Here is a 12,479-nt window from a genome sequence, read left to right as displayed (position 1 = left end):
CGACGGGTTCAGACAGTTATCTGTCTGAACCACTTACGTTGCCTTTCGGGCTTGCACTGCCTGAACTGCCACCCAGAATATCTCTCAGCAGGTTTTCCAGCAGGCCGCCAACACCACCCCCTGAACCACCGCCGGGACGTCCGGCACCGGGGTCGCGCATTTCACCGCGGCCACCAGGCGCCATCATCGGCAGTGGCCGTACAGGGATCCCCTCGTGCACCCGCTGCATGGTTTCACGCCAGATTTCGGCGGGCAGGCCGCTGCCAGTCACCCCGGTCAGGGGCGTATTGTCATCGTAGCCCATCCACACGCCAGCCACGAAATCTGCCGAAAACCCGACGAACCAGGCGTCACGTGCTGCCTGAGTTGTGCCGGTCTTGCCCGCCAGCTGACGGCCACCGAACTGCGCCCGCTGCCCTGTTCCTTCGGACACGACCTTTTCCATCATCCAGATCAGCTGGCGCGCGGCGTCTTCCTGAATCACACGTTCGCCGATACCGCCACCGGTGCCCATCAGCGGCTCCTCGTCCCCCAGAAGGCGCAGGTCAATCAGGCCATAAGGTTCCACAGACGATCCGCCGTTCAGTATGCCCGCATAAGCGCTGGTCATTTCAATCAGTGTGCTTTCTGATGCCCCCAGCGCCAATGCAGGACCTGCTGCCAGATCGCTTTCCAGCCCAAAGTCGTTGGCTACCTGACGCACCAGATCCCGGCCAACAAACTCGGACACTTTGACCGCCGGAACGTTCAGGCTGTCCCTGAGTGATCGTGTCAGAGTGACCGTGCCGTAGTGTTTGTTGGTATAATTCCGGGGCGACCAGGGGCCGGAGCCGGGAATATCGATTGTCAGAGGCGCGTCCTCGACCGTGTCATTGGGCGAATACCCCAGATCGAGAGCGGCGGCATAAACAAAGGGTTTAAAGGCCGACCCGGTCTGACGTTTTGCCTGCACCGCCCGGTTGAAAGCACCGTCGACCCTGGTTCTGCGGCCACCCACCATCGCCCGGACCGCGCCATCAGCGGACATCACGACAATCGCCGCCTGGGCTTTGCTGCCCGCGCGGACTTTGTTGTCGAAAACCCATGTCATCGCCTCTTCGGCACTGCGCTGGATACGCTGATCGAGCGTGGTGCGGATAATGACATCTTCTGTCGTCTTTCGGGTGAAAAATTCCGGCCCGGTTGACATGACCCAATCTGCGAAATAGCCCCCTGATCGCTCCTGCGCGGCTTCGGACAACTGTGCAGGGTTGTTCTGAAACTGCGTGGCTTCGGCGGCAGACAGATACCCCTGTTCGTTCATCAGCCGCAGGATCGTGGCCGCCCGGTTGCGCGAACGGGTCAGGTCATTTGTTGGCGCGAACCGTGTCGGCGCGACCAGCAGCCCGGCCAGCATGGCGGCCTCGGCCGGATCAACGTTGGCAGCTGATTTGCCAAAATACCGCTGGCTGGCGGCCTCAAAACCGCGCGCACCCGCGCCCAGAAACGCGCGGTTCATGTAAATTGTCAGGATTTCATCCTTGGAATAGCGCGCCTCCATAGCGAGGGCGTAAATCGCTTCCTGCGCTTTGCGCTGAATTGTGCCGCGCCTGCAATCGCGCTCATACTCTGCCTCAGTCTGCACCTGCGGGTCGTAAGGGACGCCCAGACACAGCAGCTTGGCGGTTTGCTGTGTGATGGTTGATCCGCCGTGCCCAGAGAGTGGCCCGCGTCCTTCCCGCAGATTGATCCGGACCGCGCTGGCGATCCCGCGTGGGCTCAGCCCGAAATGCCGGTAAAACCGCTTGTCTTCGGTCGCAACAATCGCGTTTTTGAGGTGCGGTGATACGGTCTGCGCTGTCACTGCCCCGCCAAACTGATCACCACGCCAGGCAAAGACCTGACCCTCGTAGTCCAGCAGGGTGACAGACCCGCGGGCCCGGCCATCAAGCATCTCCTCAACCGGTGGCAGTGTCGTGTAGTAATAGCCGACAAACAGGGCCAGAACAGCAGCAGCCAACAACCCCACGCGCCACGTGATGCGCCAGATCAGACGCAGGACCCACCGGAACAGCCGCTGGACCAGGCCGACCAGACCGCGCCGCTGCGGGCGCGCCTGCCTGCGCCGTTTTGCAGGCTTCTTTTTCGTTGTTCCGGCTTTCTTGCGCGCTTTGGTGGGCGACGCTTTGGAATAGCGCCGGTCGGCCACCAGCGGCTTCCTGCCTCTGGGTGAATCACTCATGAAGAACCTGCCCGGCTCACTGTTGTTTTGCGCAGCTTATCCGGGTTTTCCAGGATTGTTGAGGTGAACTATAGCCCCACAGGCATCAATTTTGTGCACATTTTATAGGCATTTTTTTTAATTTGCCTAATTTTTGATCTCCAAGTGGCGGATTCTGCGCCTCTTCGAGCCCGGAAACTTCCATCCGGGACACCCTGCGGGCCACACCTTCTGGCACAGAACCGCAGGAATGCAGCCTGCTCAGGACGAGGGGACGTTAGGTGAAACTCATCATTGCAACAATCAAGCCGTTCAAGCTGGAAGAGGTCCGCGAAGCGCTGACCGAAGCCGGTGTGCGCGGGATGATGGTCACAGAAATCAAAGGATTCGGATCACAGTCAGGTCACACAGAGATCTACCGTGGGGCCGAATACGCCGTGAATTTCGTGCCGAAAGTAAAAATCGAAATCGTGGTGCCCGAGAGCAGCGTCGATCAGATCGTCGATACAATCACGAAAACAGCCCACACCGGGAAGATCGGTGACGGCAAGATCTTCGTGCTCAGCGTCGACCAGGCCGTGCGGGTGCGCACCGGTGAAACCAACGAAGATGCGCTGTGAAGCTGGCTTAAATCAGGGATAAGACCTATGACACACTTTAAAACACTTGCCTCCGCAGCGGCGCTGACTGCGCTGCCGTCGCTGGCACTGGCACAGGATGCCGCACCGGGCTTTGATGAAATCGGCCCCTATATCATGACCACCCTGCTGTTCTGCATGGCTGGTTTTCTCGTTTTCTTTATGGCTGCCGGCTTTGCAATGCTCGAAGGCGGCCTCGTACGTTCCAAGAACGTGACGATGCAGATGACCAAAAACATCGCGCTCTTCTCGATCGCGGCCATCATGTACTGGATCGTTGGTTTCAACACGATGTACCCGGGTGACTTCAACGGCTATTTTGCCCTTGGCGGCCAGACGGTTCTGGACGCCGTCGGTGTATCTGCTGCTGATGCCGCGCTGGACTATGCTTCTGTCGGTTCGGACTTCTTTTTCCAGCTGGTGTTCGTCGCTGCAACCGCGTCCATTGTGTCCGGTGCGGTAGCAGAGCGGATCAAACTGTGGCCCTTCCTGATCTTCGTGGTCGTGCTCACAGGCTTCATGTACCCGATTTCCGGTTCCTGGCAGTGGGGCGGCGGCTGGCTGTCTGAAGCAGGCTTCTCCGATTTTGCCGGTTCGACCGTTGTACACTCGGTAGGTGGCTGGGCCGCTCTGGCCGGTGTGATCGTGCTCGGCCCGCGTCTGGGCAAGTACAAGGATGGCAAAGTAAACCCGATGCCCGGTTCCAACCTGGCACTTGCAACACTGGGGACATTCATCCTGTGGCTTGGCTGGTTCGGTTTCAACGGTGGCTCGCAGCTCGCGATGGGCACCGTGGGCGACGTGTCTGACGTCAGCCGCATCTTCGCCAACACCAACATGGCTGCTGCCGCAGGCGCTGTGACCGCTCTGATCATGACACAGATCATGTTCAAAAAGCCCGACCTGACGATGATCCTGAACGGTGCACTGGCGGGCCTCGTGTCCATCACAGCCGAGCCTCTGGCACCCACACTCTTCGGGGCGCTCTGGATCGGTGCTGTCGGCGGTGTCATCGTGGTTCTCGCCATCCCGATGCTGGACAAGCTCAAGCTGGACGATGTTGTCGGCGCCATTCCGGTTCACCTCTTTGCCGGTATCTGGGGCACAATCGCGGTGATCTTCTACGGTGAGGCGAGCCTCGGCACACAGCTGATGGGTATCATCGCCTACGGTGTCTTCACATTCGTGGCCTCGCTGATTGTCTGGTTCATCCTCAAGGCCGTCATGGGCATCCGCGTCAGCGAAGAGGACGAGATCAACGGTCTCGACGTCTCCGAGCTGGGTATGGAAGCCTATCCGGAATTTGCAAAAGGCTGATCTTCCTCTCCTCCCGAGGAACACCACTGGCCCGGGCGTTCGCGCCCGGGTTTTTTTGTTCTGAAATCTACTTCAGTTTCACGCTATTTTCACGATCAGGCCTTGTTCATGTCGCAACTACCAACGACAAAATTGACAAACGCGTTTTCTGATCGGATCAAGTGCATGAGACAAACCCTTTCAGATGCCGGGCTTGACGCAAGGCTGCTGTTGCTGATCCCTTTTTCCACGGTCTTAACGGTGTTGTTTCTTGTTTTGGCGGGCATGTACCTTTCCGCCGGTGAATTCAGCCGAACGCTTTCCGAAGCCTTCGAGATTTTCGTTACTTTGTTATTTTTTAGCCTGATGGCAGCGGTGCTTGCCTGGCAGTGGACATTGCTGCCAGCCTTGGCAGGCTGGGTTGCCAGCCAGGTTTTTCTCCGGCGTCTGGGCGTACCCTCCTATCCAACCCGCATACTGGGTGGCTGCATGGCTGCTGTTTGCGGCATGATGGGCATGCCTGGCGGGTGGCCGCCAGATCCGACAGATGCCAACTACATGCTGCTTGCCGTACCCGCACTGGCCGGGGGTGCTATCTCCGCAGCCATCATATATCGAAAGCCAAAGCCTCCGCGCCAGTCAATGTACGCGTAACTGGTTCACGTAAGAGCGTCTCCTCCGGAGCGGTCAATTTGCAAAGTCTCAGACACCCGCGTCGATAATCGCTTTTGCCAGCACAGGGATCGTCTCCGCATTCAGGCCCGCGATGTTCATGCGGCTGTCCGCTACCATGTAAATCCCATTCTCGCTGCGCATCTGCTCGACCTTGTCTTTGGTCGTGCCAAGGCGCGAGAACATGCCACGGTGCTGCGCCAGAAACCCGAAACGGTCCGAGCCGGACAGACGCTGCAATTCGCCTGCCAGCTGACTGCGCAGACCCAGCATGTTGCCCCGCACTTCTTCCAGTTCGGCCATCCAGTCAGCACGCAGGGCCTCGTCGTTCAGGATCATTGTCACAATCCGCGCACCGTGATCGGGGGGAAAGCTGAAGTTCTGGCGGTTGAGGAAGGCCAGGGTGTCCTGATGCAGTTTGCGCGCCTCTGCGTTCTGGCTCACCGCCATCAGCAGCCCGGTGCGCTCGCGGTAAATGCCAAAGTTCTTGGAACAGCTCGCGGCGATGATGCATTCGGGGACGGATGACGCCACCAGGCGCGTCGCCGCCGCGTCCTCTTCCAGCCCGTCGCCAAAGCCCTGATAGGCGATGTCGATCATCGGCACCGCGCCGGTTTCGACCAGCACGTCCACCACAGCCTGCCACTCAGTCATGTTCAGGTTGGCGCCGGTCGGGTTGTGGCAGCAGCCATGCAGCAGCACCACATCACCCGCTTTTGCGGTCTTCAGATCGGCAATCATCCCATAGAAATCAACGCCGCGGCTTTCCTCGTCAAAGTAGCGGTAATCAACCCGCTCCATTTCCAGATAGTTCAGGATGGACAGGTGGTTGGGCCAGGTCGGGTCAGACACAAACACACGCGCGCCAGGCCGTGCCATACGCACCAACTCAAACGCCTGGCGCACAGCACCCGTCCCGCCGGGTGTGGCCACAGCGGCGATGTTGTCGCGCGCAACTGCATCCGCAAGCACCAGACGCACCATTGCGTCACCAAAAGCGGGATCACCGGCGAGGCCGGTATAGACCTTGCTGTCCTGGGTTTCCCACAGCTGATGCTCCGCTGCCTTGACCGCGCGCATGACGGGTGTGAGACCCGTCGCGTCCTTGTAAACCCCGACGCCAAGGTCAATCTTGGTCGGACGCGGGTCGTCTTTGTACAGCTGCATCAGAGTCAGAATACCGTCTGCAGGGCGTTCTTTCAGGGTCTCAAACATCAGGCGTCTCCGGTTGCCACGGGGACCGTGGGGAACATGCCCCATTCGGCCCAGGATCCATCATAAAGCGACCACTGGCTGTGGCCCATCCGCTCCAGCGCCAGCGCCAGAATGGCAGCTGTCACGCCAGAGCCGCAGGAGGTGATCACCGGCTTGTCCAGATCGACACCGGCGGCCTCAAACACTGCCCGCGTCTCATCGGGGCTTTTCATCGTTTTGTCTGCGTTCAGCAGGGTCGTAAAAGGGACCGACCGCGCACCGGGGATATGGCCCGCGCGCAGACCTTCGCGCGGCTCCGGGGCTTCTCCTCTGAAGCGGATTGCGGCTCTGGCATCCACGATAGCGGGGTCCCCCAGTTTTGAAGCCGCAGCCACCTGTGTCACGTCCCGCACCAGATGGTTCTGGAACCGCACGGTCATGTGCCGGTCGCGCACGATGGGTGGCATATCCTCGGTCGGGTGCCCTTCGGCCTGCCATTTGGGAAACCCACCATCCAGCACCGCGACGTTTTCCTGACCCATCAGGCGGAACAGCCACCACACGCGGGCAGCAGACAACAGCCCGGCACCATCATAGACCACCACCTGATGCCCATCGCCGACGCCCATTGCCCGCATGCGGGACATGAATTTTTCAACAGGCGGCGCCATATGCGGCAGATCAGAGCGGCTGTCGGAAATCTCATCGATATCGAAGAACCGCGCACCGGGAATATGCGCCTCGTTGTACTCATCCCGCGCATTGCGCCCGGCCTCTGGCAGATACCAGGAGGCATCCAGAACCCGCAGATCCGGATCTTTCAGGTGTTGTGCCAGCCAGTCGGTTGAAACAAGCGTTTTCGGATCATCGGACATGAGGCAGATTCCCAGAGACAGCAAACGTCTCTGACTAACGCCGGGCGACCGGGCTGGCAAGCCTGTCAGCCGTGATCCTTGAGCAAACGTGATTTCTGCCGCGACCAGTCACGCTTGGCCGAAGTTTCGCGCTTGTCATGCAGCTTTTTACCTTTGGCGACGCCGATCTTGATCTTGGCCATGCCACGGTGGTTGAAATAGAGCACCAGCGGCACCAGGGTCATGCCTTTGCGCTGCGTGCTGTTCCACAGGTCAGACAGCTCTTTGCGACTGACCAGCAGTTTGCGGCGGCGGCGTTCTTCATGCTGAAAGGTCTTGGCCTGTTTGTAGGGCGCGACATATGCGTTTACGAGCCACAGCTCGCCGTCTTCCACTGCCGCATAGCTCTCGGCGATGTTGGCACCGCCTCCGCGCAGGGACTTCACTTCCGAACCTTCCAGAATAATCCCGCATTCCAGATCCGTTTCGATGGCATAATCAAAACGGGCGCGCCGGTTTTCGGCCACCACTTTGTAGTTCGGGTCAGATTTTGATGCGGATTTCACCTGTGCCATAGGCGCAGACTTAGGGGCTTGTCGGTCCTGGTGCAAGCTGTGCCCGTCGGCCATACGTGCAGCCAGCACGAAGTGAATACACAGATTGTGCGAAATGGTGTATGCAGAGCGGAACCCGTCACAATGATCCGGACCTGAAATGTTCAATCCGACCGCAGAACTGGCCTCGTCTTTTGCCACGCATCTTTCGGAAACATTTCTGGATTATTTTTCCGGGCGGCAACCGGAATATGCCGCTTTTATTGGCGGATGCGCGCGTATGGTGCTTGAACGTCTGGGCAATTCCGATGCGCTTTACCACAATGCGGAACACACGATCATGGTTACGCTGGTGGGCCAGCAGATCCTGCGCGGGCGTCTGGTGACCGAGTCCGTCCAGGCAGAGGACTGGCTGCATTACGTCGTCGCCCTGTTGCTGCACGACATTGGTTATCTGCGCGATATCGTAGACGGGGACCAGGAAAACCTGGTGGTGATCAACGACCAGGGCGATACGGTCAAACCACCGCGCGGCGCCTCTGACGCCTTTCTCGCTCCCTATCACGTGGAGCGGGGCATGATGTATGTACGCCAGCGGTTCAGGGGCACAGATCTGATTGATGAGGAGCGGATCGCAGCGGCGATTGATTATACCCGTTTTCCGGTGCCCGAGGATCCGCACTATCAGTGCACAGCCAGCGAACCGGCGCTGCTCCGGTCTGCCGACCTGATCGGTCAGATGGCCGACCCCTTCTATCACCGCAAAATCGGAGCGCTCTATCAGGAATTCAGCGAAACCGGCATGAACGAGGAGCTGGGGTATGAAAGCGCCGTTGACCTGATGGAGCAGTTCCCGGATTTTTTCTGGTCACGGGTGCAGCCGCTGATCGGGCCGGCCCTGGGTCATCTGGAACAGACGATGGAGGGCAAACAGTGGGTCGCCCAGCTCTATAACCACATTTTCCAGGTAGATCACCGCACCAGTATGCTGGGCCCGTTCACAGGCCGCGCCTGAGTTCAGTTTTCCAACCACAATCGCCATCCGGAACGGACGTGCCGTATCCTGATCGTTCCGCGACACCCAGGACCGGCTGTTATCAGTGCGCTGCAAGGGCACTAGCGGTACAACCGATCGTTTGCGGGTCTGAGAATGTCTTTCGTATGGACGAAAATCCCGCTACATCGGACAACACAGAGGCGATGGTCGGATTTTGCAGGGCCCACCGTTCCAGGACCGCGAGATTGAACAGTCTGACGGCCTTTTTGCCGACTGAGACAACGGAGAGACGATGAGTTATTCCTACGATGATCAGAACATTTTCGCCAAAATCCTGCGCGGTGAAATTCCAAAAAACACCGTTCTGGAAACGGAACACGCTCTGGCGTTCCGGGATCTGTACCCCCAGGCACCAACGCATGTTCTTGTGATCCCAAAGGGTGCTTATGTGAGCTATGATCACTTTGCAGCAGAGGCCACAGAGGCGGAGATCGTCGACTACACCCGTGCCATCGCCGAGGTCTGCCGCCTTGAAGGCGTCACGCTGACCGCTGGTGAGGGGTTTCGCATGATCTCAAACGCAGGTCTGCACGGTGTACAGGAAGTGCCCCATCTGCATGTACATATTCTCGGCGGTCGCCCGATGGGCCGCATGGTCGCCAAAGAGTGACGCCCGTTCAGTAACCGCGGCGTTTTTCAGCCCACCAGCGGCTCAGCCGCCCGCGCTTTTCGGCAACCGCATCACCGGTTGCCTCCCAGCTGTCCTGGATTTCTTCCAGCGTCGGGTCAATGCGCCGCGCTCGGAAACGGCGCCAGCGCACCCAAAGGCCGTACCACACAGCCGCAACCAGTATCAGGATGACGATATTGACCCAGGGCAGGGGTTTACCCGCGTCCGGTCCCTCGACCGGGCGAACAGAAACCGCGTTCGGAAAGATCGAGAAAAACTCATTGCGCCAGCCATAGTGTCTGATGGCCACGTATTGCGGATCCGCCGCGGTCGAACGCAGATCCGCCGCTTCTGCCTGAAGGTTGGAGGTGTCGAATTTAAAATAGGGCGGCCAGTGCCAGCCGGTGTCTTCGTTACGGTACACCATCACACGGTCGCCGCTGGCCTGGCGGGTCTGGATAAAGAAAACGTCGCGCCCGGAGGCGGCCGGATCGCTGCCGGCATCCCCACGGGACCAGAACAGGCTGTTCTCGCCCGGGTTTTCCCGTTTCTCATAGGTATCCGTGATCCGCACGATGTCGACCTGTGGCAGCGTGTAGTGAAAGAACCCGGCCACAATCAGCCAGAATGCGGCAATCAAACTCCATTTCACATACGCCATAACCAGCCCCTTTTCAGGCGAAATTCGTCAGATAAATGATCAGCGCCACTGTCAGGGATGGCACCACGTAAACACCCCAGATCAGTTTGCGGCGCAAAGATCCGTCATAGGCCTCAAGACCCTCGCGGATGTACTGGGCCCGCGCACCGGGGCCTTTGGCCGCATCCCACGCCTGCTCAAGCTTTTCGCGCCGCCGCGCACGCGAATAGAGCGACAGGCAGACATAGACGACCGACAGGACGACAAAGCCGATAATCACAAGTCTGGCGAGAGCAAACATTTCTGTCCTTTTAACACGCGGGGCTGTGCACAGATATAGGCATGTAAACAGAATTTACATGGCCCTGTTCCACGATTCCACGCCTGAATGACAAAAGGTCGCGTGGCTGGAAAGCGTTATTTCTGCCCCACCGCACTTTGCATCCCGCGCGTCAGAGCCCGAAGCTGTTTCTGAAGCGCGAGGAGTTCTTTCGGCGTCATCCCGGTTGCGGCCAGAATACCCGCCGGTACATGAACGGCTTTTGGCTCCAGTGCCGCACCTTTTGCTGTCAGTGCAACACTGACGCGCCGCTCATCCCCCGGGTCGCGCTCCCGGGTCACCAGGCCCGCGTCCTGCAGCCTTTTAATCAGCGGGGTCAGTGTGTTGCTTTCCAGACCAACACACTGACCGATATGCCCCACAGTCAGCGGCGCCCGCGCCCAGAGGTTCAGCATAACAAGGTACTGCGGATAGGTCAGGCCGAGCGGTTCAAGAAGGGGTTTGTAGGCGCGTGTAAAGGCCTGCGAAGCCGCATAGAGATCAAAGCAGATCATCTGCTCCATCGGGTCGGTCTGCGGCTGGGTGTCGGATTCTGTCATTTCACTCATTTATGTCGCGGGCGATTTAATCGCAAGCTTGACATCATCAGCACAGCTGATTTACATCGCACACGATCTAAACGCTTACGATATAAAAGGAGACGCCAATGCCCAAAGAAGTTCTTTACCGCACCAGTGCCACAGCGACGGGTGGCGGTCGCGAAGGTACGTCAGCCGTTGATGATGGCAGCTTCACCGCGCGGCTTGTCACACCCACTGAACTGGGTGGCGGCGGTGGCGAGGGGGTGAACCCCGAGCAGCTCTTTGCTACGGGCTATGCCGCCTGTTTCCTCGGGGCGCTGCGATTTTATGCCAGCCAGAAAAAGATCGCCGTTCCCGATGATGCGACCGTGAATGTCAGCGTCGGGATCGGCCCGCGCGAAGACACGGGCTTTGGACTGGATGTGTCCATCCGTGTGTCCCTGCCCGGTGTCGAACGGGATGTGGCGCAGGATCTGGTTGCGGGTGGGCACGCCGTCTGCCCCTACAGCCACGCGACAAAGGGCAGCCTGACGATCACACCAGAACTGGTCTGACCGATACGCTTTCGCACCAGGTTTCCCGCCGCAGATCATCACGACCTGCGGCGGGTTTTTTTGCTATCCGACGATGTTGAACGCCGGCCCATAGGGATACCCGGTGATGTTCTCGTTACCGTCTTCACCGATCACCAGAATATCGTGCTCCCGGTATCCCCCGGCACCTGGCGCGCCCTGCGGAATCGTCAGCATCGGCTCCATGGAAATGACCATGCCGGGCTCCAGCACCGTGTCGATATCCTCGCGCAGTTCCAGACCGGCCTCGCGCCCATAGAAATGGCTCAGCACACCGAACGAGTGCCCATAGCCAAAGGTCCGGTATTGCAGCATGTCACGCTCTTCCAGAAAGGCGTTGATCTGTGCGGTGACATCCGCACAGGAAACACCAGGCCGCAGCAGGCTGATCCCGTATTCATGGGCGGCGACGTTTGCCTCCCAGATAGCGAGGCTTGCCGGATCAGCCTCGCCCACAAAGAGCGTCCGCTCCAGCGCGGTGTAGTAGCCCGATATCATCGGGAAGGTGTTCAGGCTGAGAATGTCGCCATGCTCCAGCACGCGCCCGGTCACCGGGTTATGCGCCCCGTCGGTGTTCAGTCCAGACTGGAACCACACCCAGGTGTCGCGGTATTCCGCGTCAGGAAACCGGCCGGCAATTTCCAGCTCCATCGCATCCCGCCCGGCCATGGCAACGTCTAATTCACGCACGCCAGGGCGGATGGCATCACGAATGGCATAACCACCCACGTCTGCCACTGCCGCACCAGCACGGATCAGCGTGATCTCTGCTTCTGACTTGTGCATGCGCTGCCGCATCGTCGTCTCAAAAAGATCGACCATCGTCAGCGGGTTCAGAAAGTCCTCCAGTTTGTCGCGCTGCATCAGGGTAAGGTGATCCCCCTCGTAGCCGATAATCTGGTTTTTCCCGGCCACATGCGCAACCGCGCGCCAGAAATTGTCCCGCTGCCAGTCCGTATAGGTGATGTTGTCGCAGAAACTGCGCCGCCAGGGCTGGCCCGCGTCGATACCCGCACTGATGGTCACACAGTCCGTTTCGGTCACCACCAGCCCGTAGGGCCGCCCGAATGCACAATACAGAAACCCCGAATAATAGGCGATATTATGCATCGAGGTGAAAACAGCCGCTGTGACACCCGCCGCTTCCATTCTCTCGCGCAGTTCTTCCAGCCGGGCTTCATACTCGGAGACGTCAAAAGGCAGGGGCGATTTTTCCCCATTGTGGAACCGGTACATATCCGGGCGGGCAGATGTGGATTGAGTGGTCATGTCAGACCCTCCTTTTCAGAAAGGTCCCGGCGTTCAGGACAATACAGGCACATGTGCAGCGC

14 protein-coding genes are annotated in these 12,479 nt (G+C 59.1%); 6 read left to right on the top strand and 8 right to left on the bottom strand.

What is annotated here, in order from left to right:
- Positions 1-16: 16 nt before the first annotated feature.
- The gene (locus Q1A34_RS09935; protein WP_300033447.1) at positions 17-2,221 is read right to left on the bottom strand and encodes a transglycosylase domain-containing protein; all 2,205 of its coding nucleotides are present in this window, start codon (positions 2,219-2,221) and stop codon (positions 17-19) included.
- A 260-nt stretch (positions 2,222-2,481) separates the two neighbouring features.
- On the opposite strand from Q1A34_RS09935, the gene Q1A34_RS09930 reads away from it, so the two are divergent.
- From Q1A34_RS09930 to Q1A34_RS09920, 3 genes are all read left to right on the top strand, one after another.
- A complete protein-coding gene (locus Q1A34_RS09930; RefSeq protein ID WP_300033446.1) occupies positions 2,482-2,820 on the top strand; it encodes a P-II family nitrogen regulator in 339 nt (112 codons plus the stop codon).
- A 27-nt stretch (positions 2,821-2,847) separates the two neighbouring features.
- Positions 2,848-4,155, top strand: coding sequence for an ammonium transporter (locus tag Q1A34_RS09925; RefSeq protein ID WP_300033445.1), 1,308 nt, complete (start codon positions 2,848-2,850; stop codon positions 4,153-4,155).
- Between the two features lie 165 nt (positions 4,156-4,320).
- Positions 4,321-4,788: a hypothetical protein gene (locus tag Q1A34_RS09920; RefSeq protein WP_300033444.1), complete on the top strand. Its 468-nt coding sequence runs from the start codon at positions 4,321-4,323 to the stop codon at positions 4,786-4,788.
- 48 nt (positions 4,789-4,836) lie between these two features.
- On the opposite strand, the gene Q1A34_RS09915 is transcribed toward Q1A34_RS09920, so the two are convergent.
- The 3 genes from Q1A34_RS09915 to smpB all read right to left on the bottom strand — a co-directional run bounded on the left by Q1A34_RS09915 (position 4,837) and on the right by smpB (position 7,429).
- Positions 4,837-6,021, bottom strand: coding sequence for an amino acid aminotransferase (locus Q1A34_RS09915; RefSeq protein WP_300033443.1), 1,185 nt, complete (start codon positions 6,019-6,021; stop codon positions 4,837-4,839).
- The gene (sseA, locus tag Q1A34_RS09910) at positions 6,021-6,875 is read right to left on the bottom strand and encodes a 3-mercaptopyruvate sulfurtransferase (protein ID WP_300033442.1); all 855 of its coding nucleotides are present in this window, start codon (positions 6,873-6,875) and stop codon (positions 6,021-6,023) included. The genes Q1A34_RS09915 and sseA overlap by 1 nt, the downstream gene beginning before the upstream one ends.
- A 65-nt stretch (positions 6,876-6,940) precedes the next feature.
- Positions 6,941-7,429 (bottom strand): SsrA-binding protein SmpB, encoded by a 489-nt coding sequence (gene smpB, locus Q1A34_RS09905; protein WP_300033441.1) that lies wholly within the window; start codon positions 7,427-7,429, stop codon positions 6,941-6,943.
- A 139-nt stretch (positions 7,430-7,568) separates the two neighbouring features.
- Between smpB and Q1A34_RS09900 the strand changes: the two genes are divergently transcribed.
- A complete protein-coding gene (locus Q1A34_RS09900) occupies positions 7,569-8,423 on the top strand; it encodes a hypothetical protein (RefSeq protein ID WP_300033440.1) in 855 nt (284 codons plus the stop codon).
- A gap of 274 nt (positions 8,424-8,697) precedes the next feature.
- Positions 8,698-9,075: a histidine triad nucleotide-binding protein gene (locus tag Q1A34_RS09895; RefSeq protein ID WP_300033439.1), complete on the top strand. Its 378-nt coding sequence runs from the start codon at positions 8,698-8,700 to the stop codon at positions 9,073-9,075.
- Positions 9,076-9,082: 7 nt separating this feature from the next.
- On the opposite strand, the gene Q1A34_RS09890 is transcribed toward Q1A34_RS09895, so the two are convergent.
- The 3 genes from Q1A34_RS09890 to Q1A34_RS09880 all read right to left on the bottom strand — a co-directional run bounded on the left by Q1A34_RS09890 (position 9,083) and on the right by Q1A34_RS09880 (position 10,603).
- Complete coding sequence (locus tag Q1A34_RS09890) at positions 9,083-9,736, bottom strand: DUF1523 family protein (RefSeq protein ID WP_300033438.1); 654 nt, start codon at positions 9,734-9,736, stop codon at positions 9,083-9,085.
- Between the two features lie 13 nt (positions 9,737-9,749).
- A complete protein-coding gene (locus Q1A34_RS09885) occupies positions 9,750-10,016 on the bottom strand; it encodes a hypothetical protein (RefSeq protein ID WP_300033437.1) in 267 nt (88 codons plus the stop codon).
- 116 nt (positions 10,017-10,132) lie between these two features.
- On the bottom strand, positions 10,133-10,603 hold the full coding sequence (locus Q1A34_RS09880) for a MarR family transcriptional regulator (RefSeq protein WP_300033436.1): 471 nt from the start codon (positions 10,601-10,603) through the stop codon (positions 10,133-10,135).
- A gap of 98 nt (positions 10,604-10,701) precedes the next feature.
- Between Q1A34_RS09880 and Q1A34_RS09875 the strand changes: the two genes are divergently transcribed.
- Positions 10,702-11,130: an organic hydroperoxide resistance protein gene (locus tag Q1A34_RS09875; RefSeq protein ID WP_300033435.1), complete on the top strand. Its 429-nt coding sequence runs from the start codon at positions 10,702-10,704 to the stop codon at positions 11,128-11,130.
- A 63-nt stretch (positions 11,131-11,193) separates the two neighbouring features.
- Here the strand turns inward: Q1A34_RS09875 and Q1A34_RS09870 are convergent, their stop codons facing one another.
- Complete coding sequence (locus Q1A34_RS09870; RefSeq protein WP_300033434.1) at positions 11,194-12,417, bottom strand: aminopeptidase P family protein; 1,224 nt, start codon at positions 12,415-12,417, stop codon at positions 11,194-11,196.
- Positions 12,418-12,479 lie beyond the last annotated feature (62 nt).

The organism is uncultured Roseobacter sp. (genome assembly GCF_947491795.1).
Classification (GTDB): Bacteria; Pseudomonadota; Alphaproteobacteria; order Rhodobacterales; family Rhodobacteraceae; genus Roseobacter.
This window is presented reverse-complemented; position numbering and strand designations above follow the sequence as displayed.

What these genes read in the sequence shown, in the direction of transcription:
- Q1A34_RS09915 (WP_300033443.1), bottom strand. Translation starts at nt 6,021, where the DNA reads ATGTTTGAGACCCTGAAAGAACGCCCTGCAGACGGTATTCTGACTCTG.
- Q1A34_RS09885 (WP_300033437.1), bottom strand. Translation starts at nt 10,016, where the DNA reads ATGTTTGCTCTCGCCAGACTTGTGATTATCGGCTTTGTCGTCCTGTCG.
- Q1A34_RS09920 (WP_300033444.1), top strand. Translation starts at nt 4,321, where the DNA reads ATGAGACAAACCCTTTCAGATGCCGGGCTTGACGCAAGGCTGCTGTTG.
- Q1A34_RS09880 (WP_300033436.1), bottom strand. Translation starts at nt 10,603, where the DNA reads ATGAGTGAAATGACAGAATCCGACACCCAGCCGCAGACCGACCCGATG.
- sseA (WP_300033442.1), bottom strand. Translation starts at nt 6,875, where the DNA reads ATGTCCGATGATCCGAAAACGCTTGTTTCAACCGACTGGCTGGCACAA.
- Q1A34_RS09935 (WP_300033447.1), bottom strand. Translation starts at nt 2,221, where the DNA reads ATGAGTGATTCACCCAGAGGCAGGAAGCCGCTGGTGGCCGACCGGCGC.
- Q1A34_RS09870 (WP_300033434.1), bottom strand. Translation starts at nt 12,417, where the DNA reads ATGACCACTCAATCCACATCTGCCCGCCCGGATATGTACCGGTTCCAC.
- Q1A34_RS09890 (WP_300033438.1), bottom strand. Translation starts at nt 9,736, where the DNA reads ATGGCGTATGTGAAATGGAGTTTGATTGCCGCATTCTGGCTGATTGTG.
- Q1A34_RS09925 (WP_300033445.1), top strand. Translation starts at nt 2,848, where the DNA reads ATGACACACTTTAAAACACTTGCCTCCGCAGCGGCGCTGACTGCGCTG.
- smpB (WP_300033441.1), bottom strand. Translation starts at nt 7,429, where the DNA reads ATGGCACAGGTGAAATCCGCATCAAAATCTGACCCGAACTACAAAGTG.
- Q1A34_RS09900 (WP_300033440.1), top strand. Translation starts at nt 7,569, where the DNA reads ATGTTCAATCCGACCGCAGAACTGGCCTCGTCTTTTGCCACGCATCTT.
- Q1A34_RS09895 (WP_300033439.1), top strand. Translation starts at nt 8,698, where the DNA reads ATGAGTTATTCCTACGATGATCAGAACATTTTCGCCAAAATCCTGCGC.
- Q1A34_RS09875 (WP_300033435.1), top strand. Translation starts at nt 10,702, where the DNA reads ATGCCCAAAGAAGTTCTTTACCGCACCAGTGCCACAGCGACGGGTGGC.